General features: G+C 60.9%; 15 protein-coding genes. 7 read left to right on the top strand and 8 right to left on the bottom strand.

All coding sequences use genetic code 11. From position 1 onward, the window contains the following. Positions 1–334 precede the first annotated feature (334 nt). The 3 genes from ACIOTL_RS10830 (at position 335) to ACIOTL_RS10840 (ending at position 3,205) form a co-directional block, all read left to right on the top strand. The gene (locus ACIOTL_RS10830) at positions 335–1,723 is read left to right on the top strand and encodes an MFS transporter (protein WP_102598219.1); all 1,389 of its coding nucleotides are present in this window, start codon (positions 335–337) and stop codon (positions 1,721–1,723) included. A 183-nt stretch (positions 1,724–1,906) separates the two neighbouring features. Then, complete coding sequence (locus ACIOTL_RS10835) at positions 1,907–2,647, top strand: SDR family oxidoreductase (protein WP_400342592.1); 741 nt, start codon at positions 1,907–1,909, stop codon at positions 2,645–2,647. Positions 2,648–2,749: 102 nt separating this feature from the next. Beyond that, positions 2,750–3,205 carry a DUF6176 family protein gene (locus tag ACIOTL_RS10840; RefSeq protein WP_332594796.1) on the top strand — a complete coding sequence of 152 codons (456 nt, stop codon included), beginning with the start codon at positions 2,750–2,752 and terminating at the stop codon, positions 3,203–3,205. A 71-nt stretch (positions 3,206–3,276) separates the two neighbouring features. Here ACIOTL_RS10840 and ACIOTL_RS10845 read toward each other — a convergent pair whose 3' ends face one another. Continuing rightward, positions 3,277–5,058 carry a biotin carboxylase N-terminal domain-containing protein gene (locus tag ACIOTL_RS10845; RefSeq protein WP_041649369.1) on the bottom strand — a complete coding sequence of 594 codons (1,782 nt, stop codon included), beginning with the start codon at positions 5,056–5,058 and terminating at the stop codon, positions 3,277–3,279. 302 nt (positions 5,059–5,360) lie between these two features. On the opposite strand from ACIOTL_RS10845, the gene ACIOTL_RS10850 reads away from it, so the two are divergent. Continuing rightward, positions 5,361–5,783, top strand: coding sequence for a hypothetical protein (locus ACIOTL_RS10850; RefSeq protein ID WP_400342594.1), 423 nt, complete (start codon positions 5,361–5,363; stop codon positions 5,781–5,783). 191 nt (positions 5,784–5,974) lie between these two features. Here ACIOTL_RS10850 and ACIOTL_RS10855 read toward each other — a convergent pair whose 3' ends face one another. After that, complete coding sequence (locus tag ACIOTL_RS10855; protein WP_105661743.1) at positions 5,975–6,493, bottom strand: CGNR zinc finger domain-containing protein; 519 nt, start codon at positions 6,491–6,493, stop codon at positions 5,975–5,977. Positions 6,494–6,518: 25 nt separating this feature from the next. Here ACIOTL_RS10855 and ACIOTL_RS10860 point away from each other — a divergent pair, with 25 nt between their 5' ends. Continuing rightward, positions 6,519–6,722, top strand: a complete 204-nt coding sequence (locus tag ACIOTL_RS10860; protein WP_332594794.1) for a hypothetical protein — start codon at positions 6,519–6,521, stop codon at positions 6,720–6,722. A gap of 54 nt (positions 6,723–6,776) precedes the next feature. On the opposite strand, the gene ACIOTL_RS10865 is transcribed toward ACIOTL_RS10860, so the two are convergent. The 5 genes from ACIOTL_RS10865 to ACIOTL_RS10885 form a co-directional block, all read right to left on the bottom strand. Beyond that, positions 6,777–7,418: a Maf family protein gene (locus ACIOTL_RS10865; RefSeq protein ID WP_400342596.1), complete on the bottom strand. Its 642-nt coding sequence runs from the start codon at positions 7,416–7,418 to the stop codon at positions 6,777–6,779. Continuing rightward, on the bottom strand, positions 7,415–10,918 hold the full coding sequence (locus ACIOTL_RS10870; RefSeq protein ID WP_400342598.1) for an MMPL family transporter: 3,504 nt from the start codon (positions 10,916–10,918) through the stop codon (positions 7,415–7,417). The genes ACIOTL_RS10865 and ACIOTL_RS10870 overlap by 4 nt, the downstream gene beginning before the upstream one ends. A gap of 4 nt (positions 10,919–10,922) precedes the next feature. Next, positions 10,923–11,594, bottom strand: coding sequence for a TetR/AcrR family transcriptional regulator (locus ACIOTL_RS10875; RefSeq protein WP_400342600.1), 672 nt, complete (start codon positions 11,592–11,594; stop codon positions 10,923–10,925). Between the two features lie 114 nt (positions 11,595–11,708). Further along, positions 11,709–13,085 (bottom strand): dicarboxylate/amino acid:cation symporter, encoded by a 1,377-nt coding sequence (locus ACIOTL_RS10880; RefSeq protein WP_400342602.1) that lies wholly within the window; start codon positions 13,083–13,085, stop codon positions 11,709–11,711. Between the two features lie 235 nt (positions 13,086–13,320). Further along, positions 13,321–13,785, bottom strand: coding sequence for a DUF2975 domain-containing protein (locus ACIOTL_RS10885; protein WP_400342604.1), 465 nt, complete (start codon positions 13,783–13,785; stop codon positions 13,321–13,323). Positions 13,786–13,975: 190 nt separating this feature from the next. Between ACIOTL_RS10885 and ACIOTL_RS10890 the strand changes: the two genes are divergently transcribed. Continuing rightward, on the top strand, positions 13,976–14,365 hold the full coding sequence (locus ACIOTL_RS10890; RefSeq protein WP_400342606.1) for a VOC family protein: 390 nt from the start codon (positions 13,976–13,978) through the stop codon (positions 14,363–14,365). 53 nt (positions 14,366–14,418) lie between these two features. On the opposite strand, the gene ACIOTL_RS10895 is transcribed toward ACIOTL_RS10890, so the two are convergent. After that, positions 14,419–16,086 carry a DUF885 domain-containing protein gene (locus ACIOTL_RS10895; protein WP_400342608.1) on the bottom strand — a complete coding sequence of 556 codons (1,668 nt, stop codon included), beginning with the start codon at positions 16,084–16,086 and terminating at the stop codon, positions 14,419–14,421. A 351-nt stretch (positions 16,087–16,437) separates the two neighbouring features. Between ACIOTL_RS10895 and ACIOTL_RS10900 the strand changes: the two genes are divergently transcribed. Next, on the top strand, positions 16,438–22,632 hold the full coding sequence (locus ACIOTL_RS10900) for an Ig-like domain-containing protein (protein ID WP_400342610.1): 6,195 nt from the start codon (positions 16,438–16,440) through the stop codon (positions 22,630–22,632). The last annotated feature ends 47 nt before the right edge of the window (positions 22,633–22,679 follow it).

The following is a 22,679-nucleotide window of genomic DNA, read 5'->3' on the forward strand; positions in this document are numbered from 1 at the left end:
TTCTGAAGAACTTTTCCAGGGCGGCATTTCCCTTGCATTCAGGGAGATGCCGTCCTTTTGCCATTAATGCCGTAATACAAGCTCTTGTGACGCCATTCACTTTGGCGACCGACTCTGATATAAGTGTAAAAACCGTTTTCTCAGGTCACGTCTCAATATGTGGAAGCGCACATTCCTGCTAGTAGGCCCGTGAATTGCCGTTTGCTGTTCAGTTTCATTTCATCTGGTGTCCAAATGCTGGACATCAATATCCGAATACTGGTCACCGAGGTTTACGATTATGGCAACGTAAATGAACATCTGACTCGTACTTTCACTCTAAGGAGCAGCCTCCATGTCGCAGGCTAACCAAGCAGTGGCGCCGAAGGAAAACACCCGCGGTCGCGTGCTGTTTGCCAGCATGATTGGCACCACTGTCGAATTCTTCGACTTCTACGCCTACGCCACCGCGTCGGTTCTCGTTTTCCCGGCGTTGTTCTTCCCTAACGCCTCCACCATCAACGCGATCCTTTCATCGTTCGCGATCTTCGGCGTGGCTTTCGTGGCTCGTCCACTGGGTTCGATCATCTTCGGCCACTACGGCGACAAGCTCGGCCGCAAGGGCACCCTGGTGGCGTCACTGCTGCTGATGGGCATTGCCACCTTCCTGATCGGCTTCCTGCCGCCGGCCGCGGGCAACTGGACCGTTTTGGCTCCGACCGCACTGGTGCTGCTGCGCTTCGCACAGGGCCTGGCGCTGGGCGGCGAATGGTCCGGCGCTGCGCTGCTGGCCACCGAGAATGCGCCGAAGAACAAGCGCGCCATCTACGGCACGTTCCCCCAGCTGGGCGCACCCATCGGCTTCATCATCGCGAACCTGATGTTCGTGGCCCTGCAGACCTTCTGCACTGCAGAGCAGTTCATGGCATGGGGCTGGCGAGTTCCGTTCTACTTCTCGGCAGTCATGGTGATCATCGGCCTGTGGGTACGCCTGAAGCTGGTTGAATCCGCATCCTTCAAGAAGGTCCTGGACCAGAAGAAGGTAGTGAAGTCGCCGTTCGCGGTGACCATGAAGAAGCACTGGCGCCCAACCCTGGCCGGTACCTTCATCATGCTGGCAACCTATGTGCTGTTCTACCTGATGACCTCCTTCACCCTGACCTACGGCACCCAGCCAGCTACCATCGAGCAGGCGACTGCTGCCGCTGAAGCCAAGGGCAAGACCTTTGACGCCGCAGGCTTCGTTCCGGGCTTGGGCATTGAACGCCCGACCTTCTTGACCATGCTGATCATCGGTGTCGTCTTCTTCGGTATCTTCACCGTGGTTTCGGGCCCGTTGGCTGAGAAGTTCGGCCGCCGCAAGTTCCTGATCTGGGTTACCGCGGGCATCTTCGTCTTCGGACTGTCGTGGACCCTGTTCTTCGGTCCAGGCCAGGGCGCTGCCATGGCCGGGCTGATCATCGGGTTCACCCTGATGGGTCTGACTTTCGGCCCAATGGCTGCGTATCTGCCTGAGCTGTTCCCGTCCAATGTCCGCTACACCGGCTCGGCTGTTGCCTACAACATGTCCTCGGTGATCGGCGCGGCTCCTGCTTCCTTCGTGGCTGTAGCCCTGTGGAAGGCCGGTGCGGGCAACACCACCGGCGTTGGCCTGTACTTGGCACTTGGCGCGGTACTGACCTTGGTCGCGCTGTTCATGACGCGCGATACCTCTGACATGGACATGGAAGAGTGGGTCGAGTAGTTCGACAGTCTTGCCGAGGGAACGGCTCGGCGAATCATCAAGCCATGATGATTCGCCGGGCCGTTTCCCGTTTCCGTGCTGCCTGGATGAATACGAGCTGAAAAGGGCCATCAACCCCTGACAACTTGATGCGCGGCATGGAAGCATGGGACGCGGGATATCCAATACCGAAGGGGAATGCTCATGCGTATTGCAGTTGCGGGAGGCACCGGCGCTATCGGCACGCTGGTGGTCGAAAAACTCAAGAGTGCTGGCCACGAACCAGTGGTGCTCGCACGGTCCGTGGGATGCGACCTGGTGAACCGCAACGCGGTAAAGCAGTGGCTGGTTGACTGCCAATCGGTCATCGATGTTTCCGGAGTTTCCACCACCAGCTCTGCTGCATCCATGCGGTATTTCACCCACTCGACGGCCAACCTCGTCAGTGTGGGGCGCGAGTCCGGGGTGCAGAACCACGTGGCGCTCTCGATCATCGGAGCGGCCGAAGTGGATTCCAGCTATTACGCGGGCAAAGCCGTGCAAGAGCGGATGCTGCACATGCTTCCCGGTGGCTATACGCTGCTGCGCTCGACCCAGTTCCACGAATTCATTGGCCAGAATATCAAGCGTCTGGGCGCGGGTCCGGTGCAGATGGCGCCGAAAATGCGGATGCAGCCCATCGCGGGCATCGAAGTGGCTGCAGCACTAGTGGATCTTGCCGAGGGGCCGGCGCAGGGCGTGGTGCAAGACCTTGCTGGGCCGCAAGAAGAATACGCTCCCGACCTGTTTGCCAAGTACCTGCAGGCCCAAGGCAGGTCTCCAAAGATGGTTGAAGTGCCTGTTCCTGGCCCCATGGGCAAGGCCATGCGTGATGGGGGACTGCTGCCAGGCGGTTCCGCCCGGTTGGGCCACGAAACCTTCGATGCCTGGCTAGCGCGGCAGTAGCCCGAGCCAGCCTCCTTATTCAGTATCCACTGGCTGGCGAGCTGGAACTTCCAGCATCCGAATAGCCGTGACAAAACAAGTGGATTCTGGAAGCATCACGTCATGGACGAAAAAGAACCGCATGTTCCCTACAATCCCACGCCTCGGGACTTTCCAGGCTTTGCGATGCCAGCTTCAGTGCCGCAAGGCATGCGTCTGGAGCTGAGCCGTTCAAGGATCAAGGATGGGCAGGATGAGAACTTTGGCGCCTGGATGGACATGCTCAATGCGCGCTACGAGGAATGCGAAGCATCCTTATCGGCACAACGGGCAGCGCTAGAAGCAACATTCAGGCATGTGGAAGCCGATGGTTCAACATGGATCTACCACCTGAGCCTGGTAGGCGAGAACGGCGGCGGGCTCGATACGCAGCAGGAGATCGATGCGGCGCACGAAGCAGCTAGCCGCCAAGCGAAAATGCCTGGCTGGGAAGAGCTTGAACCGAAGTTCCTGCTCATGCCCGATCATCTGAAGGCATCCATGGCGCACTGGGCAGAACATGGACAGGTGCCAGAGTAGAAGATTCCAGTTGCAGAACGACGCAGGGCCTGGACATATCTGTCCAGGCCCTGCGTCGATACCAACGAGTGCTACTTGGCTTCTTCGATCGAAGCGATGACGGCGCCCGATGACAGGGTCTCGCCCGGGGCAACTTCCAAGCCGCTGACCACGCCATCACGGTGCGCAGTAATCGGCTGCTCCATCTTCATCGCTTCCAGCACGACAATCAGATCGCCCTGGGCCACGGCCTCGCCATTCTCAACGGCAACCTTCACGATGGTGCCCTGCATCGGCGAACGCAGTTCTGCGCTGTTCGCGCCAGCGGAGCTGGCTGCCTTGCGGCCCGGCTTGCGCTTCTTCTTGCCTGCGGCCTTCTCGGCACCGTTGGAGGATACCGAGCCCAGCGACGAAGGAAGAGTGACTTCCAGGCGCTTGCCGCCCACCTCAACGGTCACGCTGGTGCGCTCGTCCTCGGCTGCGTCCTCGCCGTCCATTGGCATCGGGTGGGGCTCGATGGCGGTATCGAATTCGGTTTCGATCCAGCGGGTGTGGACCTTGAACGGCCCCTGGGCCGGAACGAACGATGGGTCGCTCATCACTGCACGGTGGAATGGCAGCACGGTAGCCATGCCCTCGATCTGGAATTCTTCCAGCGCACGGCGGGCACGAGCCGCAGCCACTTCACGGGTGCTGCCGGTGACGATCAGCTTGGAAATCATCGAGTCGAAGTTCCCCGAAACGCTTTCGCCCTGCTCGATGCCCGAGTCAACGCGAACGCCGGGCCCCGATGGCAGGTTCATCTTGGAGATGGTGCCTGGGGTCGGCATGAAGTTGCGGCCGGCATCTTCGCCGTTGATGCGGAACTCGAAGGAGTGGCCGCGGATCTCCGGGTCGGTGTAGCCCAGTTCTTCGCCGCGGGCGATGCGGAACTGCTCGCGAACCAAGTCCAGGCCGGTGACTTCCTCGGAGACCGGGTGCTCAACCTGCAGACGGGTATTGACCTCGAGGAAGGAAATGACGCCATCCTGGCCTACCAGGAATTCGCAGGTGCCTGCGCCGTTGTACTTCGCTTCGCGCAAGATGGCCTTGGAAGCTTCGTACAGCCGGGTGGTCTGCTCTTCGCTCAAGAACGGGGCCGGCGCTTCTTCAACCAGCTTCTGGTTGCGGCGCTGCAGCGAGCAGTCGCGGGTGGAGACGACAACCACGTTGCCGTGGATATCGGCCAAGCACTGGGTCTCCACGTGGCGCGGTGCATCCAGGAAGCGTTCGATGAAGCATTCGCCGCGGCCGAAAGCCGCGACAGCTTCACGCACTGCCGAGTCGTACATTTCGCCGATTTCTTCGCGGTTGCGGACCACCTTGATGCCGCGTCCGCCGCCACCGTAGGCAGCCTTGATGGCCAGCGGAAGTCCGTGCTCGTCGGCGAAGGCGTATACCTCGTCGGCCGAGGCCACCGGATCCTTGGTGCCGGGAACCAGTGGGGCGCCCACCTTTTCAGCAATGTGACGGGCCTTGACCTTGTCGCCGAGCTGGTCGATGGACTCTGGCGAAGGGCCAATCCAGGTCAAGCCCGCGTCAATAACAGCCTGGGCGAATTCGGCGTTCTCCGAGAGGAAGCCGTAGCCCGGGTGGATCGCGTCGGCGCCGGAGCGTTCAGCTGCGTCCAGGATCTTCTCAATGCGAAGGTACGATTCAGCGGCGGTGGTACCGCCCAGCGCGTAGGCTTCATCAGCCAGACGCACATGCAGGGCATCGCGATCCGAGTCGGCATAGACCGCAACGGACTCGATTCCTTCATCGCGTGCGGCACGGATAATACGCACTGCAATCTCGCCGCGGTTGGCGATAAGCACCTTCGTCAATGGATTCATCATGAACCTTGTCTTTTAAAAATAGGGTTTCTCAGCTATGAGCCTATCGTTTTTGTGGGAACTATATGTAGTTATCGCCTAGAACGAGGGTGTTAGGGTGAATTTTTTGGAGGAATCCTACAAAGGACCTTGGTGCTGGCTCAACGTGGAACCTGCCCAGGGAGGCTTGCGGACCCTGTTCCCGGCGAGGCCTGGAAGGGGCGCTGCTCTTCGCTGGTGCGCTGGCAGCGCTGGCCTCTGCCCTAGTCTTCGCGCACCCGGCGAACTAGGCTATCGACAAGATGGAAAACAAGGAGGCTGCCGTGGGAATTCGAGGCAAAGCGCTCTGTGCGCTGCTGGCTGCTGGAATGCTCGCCTTGGCCGGTTGTTCCAGCGCAACCGGCATCCCGGCTCTTGACCGCGAACCGGCTGGAACCGACCAGTGGCCGGGGGATAGGAGCCAGTTGGAGAACCTTGGCATGCAATCCGTGCGTTTTCTGGTCATGCACGGCAACGCCGACTACTTCGCCACCGCATCGGCAGATGAGCAAACGGCTTGCCTGTTCAAATTCGCCCAGGGAGAGGCTTCCGCAGCTGGCGGATGCGGCGGGGCCGGGGACGCGGATGCCATCGTCGAAGTGAGCGCCCCTGGAACGAGGATGATGCTGGTCCGGGCCGGAGCCGACTTCTCGGACTTGGAAGAGGCGGGCTGGACCAGGATCCACGAGAACATTCTGGTGTTCTAGCTGGCCGGCAGCCCGGATCGCGCTGTGGAATGGTGTCCTGCCAAAGATTGGCGCCCACCGGCCAATCAGTGCCGCGCCAAACCCCCGTCCATCGCTGGATCCATCAACCCCAAGCGCGGCCAAGCCAACTCAGCCTCCCGTCATGCGCCGCCACGCCATGGCTCCGGTCTGGAAGGAATCAGCCCCGGCGGCTACGCCTGCCGTTCGCGGTGCCGCCTGACGGCCGCGCGATTGGCGCAACGCACCGAGCAGAAACGCTGGCGCCCATTGCGCGTCACGTCCACGACCACATGTCCGCACGGTGCGGCCTCGCAGCGCCGCAGCCGGTGCATGCCCCTGGTGGTCAGGTGCAATGCCGTGCCCACGCAGAAGACCGAGCGCAGCACCTGGGGCATGCTCTGGCCGTCATCGCGATAGTGCAGGTGCCAACCCTCCCCATCGTGGTCCACCAGGCGCGGATAGGCCGAAGCGCGAGCCGCCTGCAAATTCAGCAGCAGCGCCCGCTCGGGATCGGACGGCGCGTCAACGATGTCCAGCCAGTCATCCACTACCGCGCGCGTTTGGGCATAGTCCGAGGCGAGCCGCGGAAAAGGCATGGTCATGCCGCTCTGCCGGGTGCGTTGTTCGATGCCGTCGCGGTCCGATGGCCAGTCATTGGCCAGCGACGCAGCGAGGAGCACCGCATATTCTCCGTAAGGGTTGAGTTGCATAAGAACATTACATCATGCTGGAGCCATGACTATTGCACAGCACAGCCAAGCCGTTGATTCCCGGCAGGAAACCGATGTCCATGAGCACTGCTGGGAGATCGGATCCAGCCATCGGACTTCCGCCGGGATTGTTGAATACTTCCATTGCCGCCGCTGCCGGCGCCACATCATGCTCCAGCGCGGGTTCGGGCACGAACAGATGCTGCTGAGCAGGGAACTGCAGGCATGAAAAAGGTGCCTTCCGCTGTGGGGCGGAAGACACCATTTGCCGGCCGGAACCGGATTATTTCCAGAGATCCACGATGCTGATCCCGGCTTGGGCCAGCAGGCCGCGCAGCACGAAGACATCCAATCCGACGACGTTCTGGAAGTTGCCTTCGATGGACTCGATGAAGGCTGCAGCCAGCCCGTCAATGGTGAATGCCCCGGCGCAGGGCAGCGGTTCCCCGCTGGCGACGTAGGCCTCGATCTCGGCATCATCCACGGTGGAGAAATGCACCACGGTGGAAGATACCTGGCAGCGAGCCTGTTCCGGATTGGCGGGATCAATCAGCCAATGGCCCGAGTGCAGGATTCCGGTAGAACCGCTCAGCTGCAGCCATCGTTCGCGGGCTACCTCTTTGGTGTGCGGCTTGCCGTAGGCCACGCCATCAAGTTCGAAGACCGAATCGCAGCCCAGCACCACGGTGCCTGCCGGATGATCTGCCTGGGCCACGTTCTCGGCCTTGGCACGAGCCAGCAGCAATGCGGTCTGCGCTGGACTCTGCTCGCCGTTGCGGGCCACGGCAGCTTCCAGCACCGCATCTTCATCCACCTCGGAAACCTGGGTGGTGAATTTGATGCCCGCATCGGCCAGGACCTTCTTGCGTCCCCACGAAGCCGAAGCCAGCAGCAACCGGGGTCCTGTCTTCACCTGTTCGCTCATACGGCGGCGTTCTCCTTGGCCTGGTCCTGGCTGGAATTATCAGCGGAAGTGCTTTCCCCGGAATCCAGCATATCGTTGAGTTTCGATCCTTCGACATCAACATCCGGCAGGATCTTGTCCAGCCATTTAGGCAGGTACCAGGCCTTGTCGCCCAGCAGGTGCATCACTGCCGGAATGAAGGTCATGCGGATGATGAACGCATCGAAGAGCACACCGAAAGCCAGCGCGAAACCGAGCGGGCGGATCATGGCCAAGTGCGAGAACACGAAGCCGGCGAAGACCGAGATCATGATCAGCGCAGCGGCGGTGACGACCGGTGCTGCCATCGAGAAACCGGAGCGGACCGCGTCCTTGGCCGGCTCGCCGTGAGCGTAGCGTTCGCGCATCGCCGAGACCAGGAAGACCTGGTAGTCCATGGCCAGCCCGAACAGGATGCCGGTGAGCAGGATCGGCAGGAAGCTGAGCAGCGGACCGGGAACGTTCACATCGAAGAGGCCGGAGAACCAGCCGAACTGGTAAACCATGACGCTGGCGCCGAAGGCCGCGGCCAGCGAGAGCAGGAAGCCGCCGGTGGCGAGCAATGGAACCACGACCGAACGGAAGACCAGCAGCAGCAGGATCAGCGACAGGCCAACCACGATGCTCAGGTACGGGACCAGGGCGGCGGTGACCTTTTCGGAGACGTCAATCTGCGCGGCAACCTGGCCGGTTACGGCAATGTCGGCACCCGTGGCCTCGGAGAACTCCGAGTAGTCGGCACGCAGCTGGTGCACCAGCGCTTCGGTGGCTTCCGAGGAAGGGCCATCGGTAGGGATCACCTGGATGGCTGCCAAGGTGCGGTCTTCGGTCATGGTGACTGGAATTGCGGCCACCACACCGTTGTATTCGCGCAGTTTCTCGGCCACATCGAGGCTAGTTTCCTCAGCTTCGCGCTCGCTGAGCCCTGCAGGCAGATCAGCTAAGATCAGCAGCGGGCCGTTGTAGCCGGAACCGAACTTGTCGCTGGTTTGCTCGTAGGCCTGGAAGGCCTGCGAATCGGCAGGTTCTGCACTGCCATCAGGCAATGCGGTACGCATCTGCGTGGCCGGCAGGGCGATGGCACCCAGGACGAGTATCACCAGCAGGGTCACCGGAACAGCGATCTTGGTGACCATGCGAACCCAGCGAATGGAGAACGATTCCTTGATGTGGGGAATCGCGGCATCCGCGGCTGCCTTCTTGCGGGCCCGCTTGGAAACCAATTTGGTGCCGGCCAGGGACAGCAGTGCTGGCAGCAAAGTGATGTTCAGCAGCACCGAGCAGAACACGGTGAACGCGGCCGACAGGCCCAAGACGGTCAGGAACGGAAGCCCTGGAACAGCCAGTGCGGCCAGTGCGATGATCACGGTCAGCCCGGCGAAGACTACAGCGTTGCCGCTGGTTCCCACGGCGCGTGCAATCGACTCTCCGACCTCCATGCCGGACAACAGCTGCGAACGGTGGCGGTGGATGATGAACAGCGCATAGTCGATGCCCACCGCAAGGCCCAGCATGAGAGCCAGGGCAGGGGTAATCGAGGCCATGTCAATCAGCGAGGAGAACGCCATCGTAGTGCCCACGCCAGCGCCCACACCGAGGATCGCCAGCAACAGTGGCAGGCCGGCGGCGACCAAGGTGCCGAGCATGGCAATCAGGACAATGGCAGCGATGACCACACCAATGATTTCCGAGGCTCCGAAGACCTGGGACATGTCCTGCATGATCTCCTTGGAGAACAGCACCTCTACGCCGTTGGCCTGTGGACCTGCGGCGATAGCCTTGATCTGCTCGCGGTCATCGGGAGTCAAAGCGTCGGTCTGGACCTTGAAGGTCACCTGCGAAACTGCAGTACTGCCGTCTTCGGAAACGAAACGCATATCGGAGCTTGCGCCCACCTGGCGCGAAGCGAATTCCAGTTCAGCGCGGCCGGATTCCAGATCCTTCAGGCCTTGCTCTATGTCCTTCTCGCCCTGCTCAAGCTCGGCGGTCTTTTCCTTGATAGTTTTTTCGCCGTCTTCAAGCTGGTTCTTGGCTTCTTCCAGCTCGGCCTTGCCTGCAAGGAACTGGGCCTTCTTGGCATCGAATTCACGTTGCCCGGCCTCCAGCTTGGCCCTGCCGGCATCGAGCTCGGCCTGGCCTTCGCTCAGCTTCACCTTGTTGCTGGCGATCTCAGTTTTCGCTGCATCCAGCTGCGCCTTGGCGTCGTCCAGCTGGGTTTTGGCGGCGCTAAGCTGGCTGCGGTTCGCGTCCAGTTCCTGATGGCCGGCCTTGGCCTGGGCCTGTCCAGCGTCGAGTTCCTTGCGGGCAGCGTCAAGCTGCTGCAAGCCGGCTTCGGCCTTGGCGATCTGCTCCAGTGCCTCGGTGGCCTGCTGCTTGCCGGCGGTCGCTTGGGCGATAGCTTTCTCGGCTTCGGGTTTCGCGGTTTTCGCCGCAGCCAAGGCGCCTTCGCTGTCCGCTAGTTGCTTAGTGTACGCATCAATGTCGTCTTGGTTTCCGGCCGCCTCTGCCTCCGCCAAGAGCTGCTTGGTACTCTCGATCTGGGCCGGTAGTTCCTCGATGCCCTTTTCAGCCTCGGCCAGTCCTGCCTGTGCGGCGGCCAGGCCATCTTCAGCTGACTTCAGACCCGTGGTGGCTTCTTCCTTGCCGGCCGACAGGGTTGCGTCGAATTCTTCGCGGGAAGAGTCGCCCAGCAGCTGGTCCATGCCAGCCTGGTACTCCTTCTCGCCCGCGGCGAGCTTGGCGTCAGCGGCATCGAGCTTCTGCTCGCCAGCGTCGAACTTTGCGCGGCCAGCGTTGTATTCGGCCGTTCCGTCCTTGTACTGGGCTAATCCGGCGTTGTACTTCGCTTCGCCAGCTTCCAGCTGGGCACGACCCGAAGTCAGCTCGCGCTGGCCGGCTTCCAGCTGCGCGCGGCTATCGGCGAGCTGCTTTTCAGCGGCGGCAATTTGCGGCTCGGCAGCCTGGATTTCCTTCTGGCCGTCAAAGTACTGTGCCCAGCCATCGGTGAGTTCCTCGCGGCCTTCCTTGAGCTGCACCTTGCCATCGGCAATCTGCACCTTGGCATCGTCAAGCTTTTCCTGGCCGTCAACGAGTTCCTGCTGCGCTTTCTCCAGCTCTGGCTGCGCCTTATCGAGCTGTTCCTGCAGTTCGAAGGGGCTCATGGCTTCGACTACCTGGGACTGCATGGCCAGCTGTTCCAGGGACTCGGCGACGGCCTGCTTCTGGGTTTCGTTCAGCGGCCGGTTCGAGCTTTCACGGAACACAATCGAGCCAGAGCCGCCGGCGAGATCCGGGAGCTCTTCCTTCATTCGGTCGAGGGTGCGCTGGGTTTCAGTTCCGGGCAGGGTGAAGGTATTCGATAGCTGGCCCATGAACAAGCTGGCGCACAGGCCGATGAAGATGAAGGCCGCTAGCCACATTGAAATGACGCGGTAGCGGTGCAGATGTGCCCATCGCGCGAGGCGGTAGAGGAGAGAAGCCATGAGCTTAGATGTCCTTCAAGGTGCTAGTGCTGGTCAGCGGCAAGGCGGTAAAACCCTGGTCAAGGGTTTTCATGGCCTGGGTAATCAAGGAATGGAAGACGGAGATGAGCTCGGGGGAAATATCCAGACCGTGGGTTTCGGTAGCTGGCAGACGCTCGATCCACTCATCAAATGCTGCTTGGCCGGCGCCGAGCAGAGCATGCGTAAAGACTCTGATGGAAAAACTGTCGGCCTGCGGATAACGGCGGGCGACTTTCTCGATGACTTCCGTGGTGGCTGTCCGCCATTCGTTCATCGTGGCGGGGAAGCCGCAGTTGGCTTCTTGCCTTCGCAAGAATGCACCAAACTGGGCCACTTGCCCGAGCATCTGCGATACGTCATCAGACTTGAGCGATTCGATGATCGCTTCGACCAGGGGCATGGAGTCGGTCAAGTCGCTAATGGAATCCACCATGGTTCCCAGAACCTGGTGCAGGGGATAGGAGAAGACCGCATCTACTGACGGAAAGTAGTTGAAGAGTGTACGGCGCGAAACACCGGCCGCTTCAGCGATCTGCGTAGCGGTAAGCGCCGTGGCAGAGCCTTTGCGAAGCAGGTCCGCGACGGCGTCAACGATGGCCTGTTTCGTTGCTCGTTTGTTTAGTTCGCGGCGGGTGCCGGTACTCGGGGAAGTCACATAACTTACACTACGTGCAAAGTTGCACCCTGTGCAAAGTAAATCCGTGTGACCTTTAACCGGAAATCGGCGCACGAGCAATAGTGCTCGTGCGCCGAATTCCTTCAGCAATGCCTACTTGGCTGCAGCTGCCTCAGCATCTGCCGCTGAGATGCTTTCATCAGCGAAGGGGTTGCCATTGCGTGGTGCGTTGTACATGTCAATGTCCAAGATGCCCTCGCGCTTGGCGACAATGGTTGGAATCAGTGCCTGGCCGGCGACATTTACCGCGGTGCGGCCCATATCGATGATCGGGTCAACGGCCATCAGCAGGCCAACGCCTGCCAGCGGCAGGCCCAGGGTGGAGAGGGTCAGTGTCAACATGACGATGGCGCCGGTAGTGCCTGCGGTTGCTGCCGAGCCCAATACGGAAACCAGCGCAATCAAGAAGTAATCGGTGAGGGACAGTTCAATACCGAAGAACTGGGCAACGAAGATTGCTGCGATCGCCGGATAGATGGCAGCGCAGCCGTCCATCTTGGTAGTGGCGCCCAGCGGCACTGCGAAGGAAGCGTAGCCCGAAGGCACGCCGAGGTTGCGTTCGGTCACGCGCTGGGTCAATGGCAGGGTGCCAATCGAAGAGCGTGAAACGAAGGCCAGCTGCACTGCAGGCCACACGCCCGAGAAGTACTGCTTGATTGACAGGCCATGTGCGCGGACCAGTACCGGGTAGAGCGCAAATAGCACCAGTGCCAAGCCAACATAGATCGCAACGGTGAATTTGCCCAGGGCGCCAATGGTGTCCCAGCCGTAGGTGGCGACAGCGTTGCCGATCAGGCCAACCGTGCCGATCGGTGCGATGCGGATGATCCACCAGAGGACCTTCTGGATGATCGCCAGGATAGAGGCCGAGAACGCGAGGAATGGTTCGGCCGCCTTGCCAACCTTGAGGGCAGCGACACCCACGGCGATGGCAATGACCAGTATCTGCAGGACGTTAAAGCTGATCGAGGTGGAAGCGGTTGCTTCATCGACCAGCTTGGTGCTCACACCCAGACCCAGGAAGTTGGCTGGGACCAGGCCAGTGAGGAAGCCGAGCCAGTCGCCGGTCTTGCCATCGTATTCATCTGGCATGCCCTGGCCTGTATTCGCTCCGGGGCGGAAAACGGTGCCAAGAACCATGCCGATGATTACCGAGATCAAGGCAGTGATGGCAAACCAGAGCAGGGTCTGCCACGCAAGGCGTGCCGCATTGGTGACCTTGGCCAAATTGGCAATTGAGGCGACAACCGCAAAGAAGATCAGTGGGATCACAGCAGTGCGCAGCAACGCAACGTAGCTGGAACCAATGATCGACAGGGCTTCACCCAGCCCGTTGGGTTCCTCGGCGGTGCTGCCGGTGTACTTGGCTAGGAGACCCAGGAGAAGACCAACAATCAGCGCCGCAATGATCTGCGGGCCGAAATTGGTCATCCAGCGTGGAAGCTTAGATGAAGGTGCGGTGTTAGACATGCGTTCAAGATTAGGGCGCTTTTCTTCGCCGGCGGCAGTTTATGTTACACAACATGACGGTATTTCGCCGTTTGTGCTTTATTGCACTGAAAAGGGTCACTGGACCGGCGAAATGACGCACGAGTCGTGCGGAGACTTCGGTGCGGGACACAGATCTTCACATGGGAATTTTTAGCTCCGTACCATTGTTGCTGGACTAATCGCCGTGACTGTGATTGGTGAAGCCTCGCTCACTTCACGCAGTTAGCTTTCGTATCCTGGACACGAGCATGCCGCGCAGTGCGACCAGCAAGCAAGTGGCAGCTCCTCCCAGCGCCGCCCCGCCGGCAACGGCAAAGGCGACTCCGGGACCGCCAGCGCCGATAAACGCCAAGAGGTGAATTCCCAGTCCCAGGACCAGCAGGGTTGCTGCAGCGGCGGCGCAAATGGCGATGCTGAACCAGTGCAGTGAGCTGACCTGGTAGATGGTTCGGCGCCGAAGCTTCGATGCGAGGATCCAAAAACAAATGAGGGCCATCTGCAGGCCAATGAGCCCGGCCGTCACTGCGCACCGGTACGGGATCGCCAGATGGGCCACTTCGGGATGAATGTAGATGGCCTCCTCGATGAACATCGGCAAAATCAGCACTTGGACAAGGAGTGCCCCGAGGAAAATTGCGATAATTGCGGTTCGGGCGGATATAACTGCGAGACTCGTCATCTAATGATTGTCAGCTATTATCTATCGTTAATCAATAGGTTGTTGTCGTTTTTCCTTGGAAGGTGAAGCTTGGCTCTTCAGTGTTGCTTCCATGATCTTGACCTGTCGGAACGATGTGGAAAGGTAGAAACCATCAAGGCGTGGGGAATCCGTGGTTGCTGCATGTGCCGAAACTGAAAGAAGGAAAAAGATGCGGGTCTACATCACTAGTGTTTTCGTGGACGATCAGGTGAAAGCCAAGGCGTTCTATACCGAAGTGCTGGGCTTCAAGGTCAAGCACGATATCCCTGTGGGGGAATACAGCTGGCTGACCCTTGTCGCAGCCGATCAGGAGCAAGGTCCTGAAGTGCTTCTGGAGCCTTCAGCTCACCCTGCCGTTGGGCCGTACCGATCAGCGCTGAAAGCAGATGGCATCCCGGCAACCTCCTTTGCCGTGGATGATGTCCAGGCGGAATTCGAACGTCTTAGTTCACTGGGCGTGAACTTCACGCAAGAACCGATGGATGCCGGGCCTGTCGTGGTTGCGACCTTTGATGACACCTGCGGCAATCTGATCCAGATTTCCAGCGAAAAAGGGTGAATCGAATGGCGGCCCTGCCAATAAGCAGGACCGCCAAGCCGATTTCCTGGAGACTACTTCACCAGGGCGCGCTTCAAGGTATCCAGGCCCACTGAACCGAGCTTCAAGGCCGCGGTGTGGAAGTCCTTGAGCGAGAAGTCCTCGCCCTCGGCGGCCGCGAGATCATCGCGGATCTGCTCCCAGAGGCGTTGGCCGATCTTGTATGACGGAGCCTGGCCTGGCCATCCGAGATAGCGGTTGTACTCGAAATCCAGCTGCCCCTTGGGCATGTCCAGATTCTTCTCCAGGAACTCATAGCCGTTTTCGGCATTCCAGGTGCCCGTGCCCCATTGCGCAGGAACTTCCAAGCCCAGATGAACTCCAATATCAAAGACCACTCGCGCGGCTCGAATGCGCTGGGCATCGAGCATGCCCATGTAATCGCCCGGGTCATCGAGGTAGCCCAACTGATGCATGAGGCGCTCGGAGTACAACGCCCAGCCTTCGCCCTGGCCGGAAACCCAGCACATCAATCGGCGCCAGCTGTTGAGCGTAGCGGCCTGCATTTGCGCTGTACCGATCTGCAGGTGATGGCCTGGAACGCCCTCATGATAGACGGTGGTGAGCTCGGCCCACGTGGTGAATTCATCTTCTCCAGGCGGAACCGACCACCACATCCGTCCCGGGCGGCTGAAGTCTTCTGACGGGCCCGTGTAGTACACGCCGCCATCCTGGGTCGGAGCGATCATGCATTCGATGCGGTCCATTGGCGCCGGAATGTCAAAGTGCTTGCCTGACAAGTCGGCCATGGCCTGGTCTGCCTTGCCCTGCATCCACTCCCGCAAGGCGTCGGTGCCCGAGAGCTTGCGCGCCGGATCCTCGTTGAGGATCTTCTTGGCTTCCTCGATCGTGGAGCCCGGCTTGATCTGCTGGGCGACGCGCCGCTGCTCGGCGATGATGGCATCGAGTTCGCCGACGCCCCAGGCATAGGTCTCTTCCAAATCCACTGCGGCACCCAGGAAACGGCGGGACATCAGCGAGTAGTACTCTCGGCCCACCGCGTCTTCGGCCGGTGCCTGTGCCAGGAGTTCATCTTGCAAGTACGCGGTGAGTTTGCGGTAGGCCTTCTTCGCGGCTTCGGCTCCGGCTTCCAGCTGTGCTTGCAAAGTGGTATCCACTGCGGTGCCGGAGGTGGCCAACTGGTCGAAGAATCCGCCATCCTTGGCGTAATCGGTGGTTTGCGTGATCACTATGGACACTTGGCGCTGCGCCGCAACCAGATCATTTGAAGCGGAATCACGCAAAGATGCGATGTAGCCGTCAATCGCAGCCGGAATGTTGGACATTCGCTGGGCGATGAAAGCGTAGTCCTCGGCGGACTCCTGCGGCATCAAATCGATGATTGAGCGGATTTCCTGTGCCGCGCTGGCGATATTGTTCAGCTCGGTGCGCCCGGTGAACAGGATTTCCAGTTCGAGGCTCAATCGCTCGGTCATCGCGTCAAGCGAGACTTCGTCAATTGCGTCGACCGCAGTGGCGTTGGCCAATGCGCCCAAAGTCTCCCGCAGTAAGCTGATCTGCTGGGTGGTGCCAGCAGGGGAGTAGTCGCCATAGGTGGTCTCGTAGCCTGGCAAGCCAAGGGAAACTCCCCATTCCGGGGTCAGTTCAAGGGACTTGACGAAGAAGGCTTCGGCGATCTGGTCGATTGCCGAAGGCTCGCGGTGCGGTGCAGAGGATGTCATGTAACTAACAGTAGTTGATATGAAAGATTTGTTGAAGACTTTTGCGCAGGTTCGTTCTGAACTGCTTCCGCGGTCGTCTAGCAGGTGCTTCCAGGCGCGGGTTATGCCGCTGGACCTGCCGAAAAGGAATCAAAGGGCATCTGCGGTCGCATAGGCGGTTCCCGCTGATGAAGATGAAGCACGCGAATTGTATTACGTTGATGAATCGCCCAGTCAGTGCCCATGGGGAGAACTCTCCATGGCGGAGGTTTTGTCAGTTCGTTAGAATTGGAGGGCGTTGAGTCTGGCTATGGGGAATAAGGCCGGATTCTGGCGCACACTCGTACCAGCAAACCAAGGACTGACCTCTAGATGGCCAAAGCCGCTTCGACCGGATGGACCGGACTGCTCAAAAGCACCGGGTTCAAGGTGACTGCGATCCCAGTCGTGGCGGCCCTTGCCGTCACCGGCGCCATTATCTATCCGGGCTTCGAAACAGCTGACGTGGAACTCAACGACGGTGGTGTCTGGGTAGTCAATCAGTCCGAAGGCAAGATCGGGCATGTCAACTACCAGTCGCGCACCATCGACGGTGGCGTTGCCACCCCGCTGGCCAACTATGACCTGGTGCAGCATGAAGAAAGCGTGCTGGTACGCAACCTGGAACAGGCCTCGCTGACCACTATTGACCCCGCGATGGTGCAATTTGCTGGCGATAACAACCTGCCAGCTAACTCATCCTTCTCCTTCGGTGCGTCCGTTGTCGCCGTCACCGACGCGGAACACGGAACTGTCCAGGCCAGCAACCTCGAACAGATTGCCGATTTCAAGGGCGAAGGCGCCGAACCGCTGATCGAGTCCAAGGGCGAAGTCGCCGCCGTGGTTGGCGCCGACGACACCATCTGGGCCGCAGACCTCGGCGCAGGAACCCTTTCCAGCTTCACCCTGGACGACGACGGGAAAGCCGAACTCGCCCAGGAATTCGAAATTCCGGAACTGGCCGAAATGAAGGAGCCGCAGCTTTCGTCCGTCGGCAAGATCGGCGTGGTCTTCGATGAAGCCACCGGCGAACTGGTCACCTCGGAGGGCAACTCCGCAATTCTCGAGAATCCTGCCAACGCCCGGATCCAGTCTCCGGGCCCGGCAGCCGAGAACATTGCTGTGGCCCTGGACCAGTCGCTGGCAACGGTGAGCCTGTCCGGCAAGGACACCAACTATGAGCAGCTGGAAACCGCTGGCACCCCTATCCAGCCGGTGCGCGTGGGAACGTGCACCTACGCGGCCTGGCAGACCAGCGGCGAGTATCTGCGCTTCTGCGATGACCCGGCACATAACCAGAGCACCGCAATTCCGGAAATGCCAGAAGGCGCTGAACTGGCGTTCCGTGTCAACCGGGACGTGGTCGTGCTCAACGACGTGCATTCGGGGCAAGTCTGGTTGGCCAATGAAGGCATGGAAATCGTCAGCAACTGGAGTGATCTGGAACCGCCTGCTGGCAAGGGCGAAGCCAAGGAAGAAGAAACCAAGGAAATCACCGACGCCATCGAGCTGCCCAACCGCACCGAGGAAAACAAGAAGCCGATCGCCGAGGACGACAGCTATTCGGTACGCCCCGGCCGCACCACCTTGCTGCCGGTGCTCTATAACGACGTGGATCCGGACGGCGATTTGCTGACCGCGAACCTGGAAGGCGCTGCGCCCTCGGTAGGTGCCGTGCAGCCGGTCCATGACGGCACCGGATTCCAGATTGTGGTTCCCGAAGATGCCAGGGGCGGCGCAAGTTTTTCCTACACCACCAAAGATGGCCGCGGGGGACAGGACACCGCGACCGTCAAGCTGAACGTGGTGGACGATGAAACCAATAAGGCTCCGGAACAAAAGCGCACCACCGTGCTGCGCGTGCAGCAGGGCGAGTCAGTCAGCCACAACGTGCTCGCTGACTGGACCGACGCGGAAGGCGATGACCTCCGCTTGCTCGGTGGAACTTCCGATGGCGATGATGTGATCCGCGTCCAGCCCGATGGCACCTTGACGTTCCAGGATGACGGAAAGAAGCTGGGGCAAAAGGAATTGGCCATCCAGGTTTCCGACGGGCAGGAGGGCACCAAGGGCCGGGTCCTGATCGAGGTCTTGGCCGACGCCACCGTCAAACCGGTGACCGCAACTGATCATGTGGTGGCCAATATCAATGAATCCGCCAGTTTCTCCCCGCTGGACAATGACACTGATCCCAGCGGAGACGGACTGCGGCTGGCCGGGGTGGATGATGTTCCCGGGTTGGAAATCAAAACCAACGCACAGACCGGAACCGTGACCGCGCGCGCCGAACGCGCCGGAACCTACTACGTTGAATACATGGCCACCAACGGCCCGGCCAGCGCCCCGGGCCTGGCCCGCATCGATATCAAGAAGCCGGAAGAAAATGCCGAGGATCCGATCGCGGTACGCGATGTCGCCTTGCTGCCTGCCGGCCAGGATGTACTGGTCAACGTGCTGGGCAACGACACCGACCCGGCCGGTGGCGTACTGGTGGTAACCGGCGTGCAGACCGCCAGCGACAAGCCGTTCTCCACCTCCGTAGAACGCAATACCTTTGTCCGCATCACCGACGTGCGCGGCCTCACCGACCCGACCACCATTAGCTACACCGTGTCCAATGGCTCTCGTGAAGCGACCGGTTCCATCCGCGTGATTCCGATTCCGGCACCACCACGCATGGATCCGCCGCAGGCCAACCCGGACACCGTCACCGTCCGCGAGAACGACGTGGCCACCGTCAAGGTTCTGGAAAACGACATCCACCCGAACGGCGGAGAGCTGCTCTTGCGTCCCGAGCTGGAAGAAGCTGATGATCTGGGAGAAGGGTCCCTGATCTCGGTTGCCGACGAAACGATTCGATTCCGCGCCGGCGACTTTGGCGGCAAGGCCAAGCAGGTTTCCGCGGTCTACACCGTGGCAGGACCTGATGGCCAGGAAACCAGCGCCAGCGTCACCTTCAACGTCCTGCCCGAGGCAGAAGCCAATGACCTGGAAAAGAACACCCCGCCGAACCCGGAACCAGTCACCGGGCGGGTCTTCGCCGGCTCCAGCACCAACGTGCTGATCCCGATTGACGCTATCGACCCCGATGGCGACTCGGTCTCCCTCGTGCAATTCGGCGATTCCCCGCGCATGGGCACCGCGAAGATCCGCGGGGCCTCCATCGACTACACGGCCAACCCCGATGCCTCGGGCACCGATGAATTCAGCTACGTGGTGGAAGACCGTTTGGGTGCCCGCGCCACCGGCACGATCAAGATCGGCGTGGCACCGCTTGCCGAATCGAATAATTCCCCGGTTGCCGTCAACGACTTCTTGACCGTGCGCCCCAACCGCCCGGTGGCGGTGGACGTGATGGACAACGACACCGACCCGGATGGCGACCCGATCGCCTTGATGAGCGAAGTCTCCACCGAAGCCAGTATGGAGGTGGAAGTCATTGACGGCCGCGTCACCCTGACCTCGCCCCCGGAAGACGGCAACGTTTCGGTGCGCTACATGATTTCCGACGGCCGCGGCGGTACCGCGGCGGGCACGCTGAGCATCAAGTCCGATCCAGAGGCCCAGCTGCTGGCGCCCATTGCCCGCGATGACCGGGTTTCCTTGGAAGAAGTCATCGGCGATGAACAAGTGACCGTAGATATCTTGCGCAATGACGAGGACCCGGATGGCAGCTCCAGCGAATTGGAGATCAGCTTGCCGGATAACCCGTCTACTGCCCAAGTCACCGAAGATGGCCTGGTCGTCACCGCCACCGAGGACGCGCAGATCATTGCCTACACCCTGACCGACCCCGACGAACTGGCTTCTACTGCCTTCGTCCATGTGCCAGGCACCGCTGGAGCACGGCCAATCCTGCGCAGCGGGCTGAATCTGCAGGTCGAGGCGGGACAGGTCCTGCCACTGAACCTGGATGACCTGGTCCTCGTCCGCGAGGGACGCACCCCGCGCTTGACCACCGAAGAGTCGGTGGCCTCGATGCCGCAGAACGACGGCGAGCTGGTCAAGTCCGCCACCGAGCTTTCCTTCCGTGCACCGGTCGATTTCGACGGCTCGGCTACCGTCAGCTTCGAAGTCACCGACGGCACCGGCCCCGACGATGAAATGGGCCTGAAGTCCAAGCTGACCCTGCCAATCAATGTCACCCCGGCTCCACGCCAGGATGATCCCGACGAGCGCCAGAACCAGAACGAAGAAGGCCAGCCGGAGGAGGAAGAGCCAGAGGAAGAGGAAGAAGAGCAGCCGCAGGAGGAGAACTTCGCTCCGACCCTGCAGGCCAATGCCTTGGCCGTGGGCCAGGGCGAGGAGCCAGCCTTCCTGGACCTGCGCATGGCCGCCAACGATGCCAATGAAGACGACGTTCCGAAGTTGAAGTTCGCCATCTCTTCGGTGGATATCCAAGGTGTCCAGGCCGAACTGGTCGAAGAGCATAACCTGAAGGTCAGCGCCGGAGCTTCGACCCCGAAGGGCACCACCGGTACCGTCACCGTCACGGTCAGCGACGGTGTGAACCCGCCGGTTCCGGCCGCCATGAACATCACCGTGACCGGCTCGGTCCGCGAGCTGCCGGTAGCTGTGGCCGATAACGTGGCCGATGCGGCCCAGGGCAAGACCGAAGTGGTCGATGTGCTGGCCAACGACCACAACCCGTACGCGGATGAAGGCCCGCTGCGCCTGATCAACGCCCGCGCCCTGGAAGACACCGGGGAAGTGGAAACGAGCGGCGACAAGGTATCCATCACCCCGAAGGACAACTTCGTGGGCACCATGCGGGTGGAATACACCATTGGCGATGTCACCGAAGACGTGGCACGCAACGTCATCGGTACCGTGACGCTGAACGTCAAGGGCGCCCCGGAAGCCCCGGGCCTGCCACGCGTCCAGTCCACCGGGGATGAGAAGGCTGTGCTGCAGTGGGATCCACCGGCCAACAACGGCTCGCAGATCACCCACTACACCGTGACCGGCGGCGGGCACACCCAGCGGTGCGCCACCACCACCTGCACCATCACCCCGCTGGCCAACGACACCGTATACAACTTCACGGTGACCGCCGCCAACGAGATCGGCCAGTCCCCGGCCTCGGCGCCGTCAGCCGATGCCCGACCGGACGTGGAACCCGAACAGCCTGCCGCCCCGACCGGCACCGACGGCGACCAGCAGGCGGCCTTCAAGTGGACTGCCCCCGCCAGCCGGGGTTCGGCCATCCAGAGCTACACCTTGGAGATCTCCCCGGCACCGGCCAACGGCGTCACCCAGGTCACCGGCATTACCAGCACTTCCTATACCTGGAAGGGCCTGAAGAACGGCACCGATTACCAGGTCCGCGTGCGTGCGGTGAACAAGGCATCCAAGCCATCGGCCTTCAGCGCCTACTCGGCAGCCGTGACCCCGGCTGGCAAGCCGTTCAAGCCGTCCGCCCCCACCGCGGCCCGCAAGGAATCCGCGGTGGATGGCGGCGTGGTCAACGTCGCCTGGAACGCACCGGGCACCAATGGCGCACCGATCACCGGCTATGCCCTGCGCGTCTACAAGTCCGGAACCCCGGAGAAGACCATTGGCTCCATTGCGGCCAACCAGACCAGCCAGTCGGTCACCGGCCTGAGCACCTCGGGTTCCTACACCTTCACCATCGCGGCAACCAACCGCAAGGGCAGCTCGGAACAGAGCTCGAATTCGGTGGCGGTGACCCCGTACGGGCGTCCAAAGGCCGTGTCCAGCGTGAGCGCCAAGGCCACCGGCGCCAATCGCATGGTGCAACTGGGCTTCCAGGCTCCTGCGGCCAACGGCTCGAAGATCACCGGATACCAGTACTCCGCCGATGGCGGAGGGTGGCAGTCCTTCGGCGGCCCCGGCTCGGTGATCGACACCGGTTCCAACGGCACCGCGCATACCTGGCGCGTGCGTGCCTTGAATGCTGCCGGCCCGGGCGACCCCAGCCCGGCCAGCAACCAGACCAGCGCCTACGGTCCGCTGCGCGATAACGCGAAGATTTCCTCGTCGCATGGCGATAACTGGATTTCCTTCAGCTGGAATACAGCCGCCGGCGAATCCAACGGACGCAAGGTCACCCAGACGGTAGCCATTGACGGGTCTAACACGGCTAACGACGGTACGGAGAAGGTCAGCAACCTGGGCTACTCCACCAGCCGCACCCTTAAGATCGTGGCAACGGATACCGAAGGCCAGAGCAAGTCCTGGTCCAAAACGGATCAGACCAATCCTAAGCCGGCCCGTTCGGTGAAGCTGTCCGAAGGACCGTTGTACAACGGCTACGCGAACTCCACCTGCCCGCCGAACTGCTACAAGTACCACGTGGAGCTCTACGACTTCGACCCGGGCACCCACACCTACCTGGCGCAGTGCTACCACTCCAAGGGAATGTTCTCGGATAATTACGTGACCTTCAACGTCGACGGCAATGGCCGGGCCTCCAAGGACTTGCCATGCGTGATCGAATCGGGATATGCCCAGCCGTACTTCGCGAAAATCGACGGCACGGAATCCGACCGGGTTAATTTCAGATAAGCGCGGCATCGGCCGAGCATCAAGACGTACAGAAAGAACAAACACTG

The sequence above is a fragment of the Glutamicibacter sp. NPDC087673 genome, assembly GCF_044743255.1.
Lineage (GTDB): Bacteria > Actinomycetota > Actinomycetes > Actinomycetales > Micrococcaceae > Glutamicibacter.

Bases quoted from the DNA above. Each gene is read 5' to 3' on its own strand.
- ACIOTL_RS10830 (WP_102598219.1), top strand. From the start codon at position 335: ATGTCGCAGGCTAACCAAGCAGTGGCGCCGAAGGAAAACACCCGCGGT.
- ACIOTL_RS10835 (WP_400342592.1), top strand. From the start codon at position 1,907: ATGCGTATTGCAGTTGCGGGAGGCACCGGCGCTATCGGCACGCTGGTG.
- ACIOTL_RS10840 (WP_332594796.1), top strand. From the start codon at position 2,750: ATGGACGAAAAAGAACCGCATGTTCCCTACAATCCCACGCCTCGGGAC.
- ACIOTL_RS10845 (WP_041649369.1), bottom strand. From the start codon at position 5,058: ATGAATCCATTGACGAAGGTGCTTATCGCCAACCGCGGCGAGATTGCA.
- ACIOTL_RS10855 (WP_105661743.1), bottom strand. From the start codon at position 6,493: ATGCAACTCAACCCTTACGGAGAATATGCGGTGCTCCTCGCTGCGTCG.
- ACIOTL_RS10860 (WP_332594794.1), top strand. From the start codon at position 6,519: ATGACTATTGCACAGCACAGCCAAGCCGTTGATTCCCGGCAGGAAACC.
- ACIOTL_RS10865 (WP_400342596.1), bottom strand. From the start codon at position 7,418: ATGAGCGAACAGGTGAAGACAGGACCCCGGTTGCTGCTGGCTTCGGCT.
- ACIOTL_RS10870 (WP_400342598.1), bottom strand. From the start codon at position 10,918: ATGGCTTCTCTCCTCTACCGCCTCGCGCGATGGGCACATCTGCACCGC.
- ACIOTL_RS10880 (WP_400342602.1), bottom strand. From the start codon at position 13,085: ATGTCTAACACCGCACCTTCATCTAAGCTTCCACGCTGGATGACCAAT.
- ACIOTL_RS10885 (WP_400342604.1), bottom strand. From the start codon at position 13,785: ATGACGAGTCTCGCAGTTATATCCGCCCGAACCGCAATTATCGCAATT.
- ACIOTL_RS10890 (WP_400342606.1), top strand. From the start codon at position 13,976: ATGCGGGTCTACATCACTAGTGTTTTCGTGGACGATCAGGTGAAAGCC.
- ACIOTL_RS10895 (WP_400342608.1), bottom strand. From the start codon at position 16,086: ATGACATCCTCTGCACCGCACCGCGAGCCTTCGGCAATCGACCAGATC.
- ACIOTL_RS10900 (WP_400342610.1), top strand. From the start codon at position 16,438: ATGGCCAAAGCCGCTTCGACCGGATGGACCGGACTGCTCAAAAGCACC.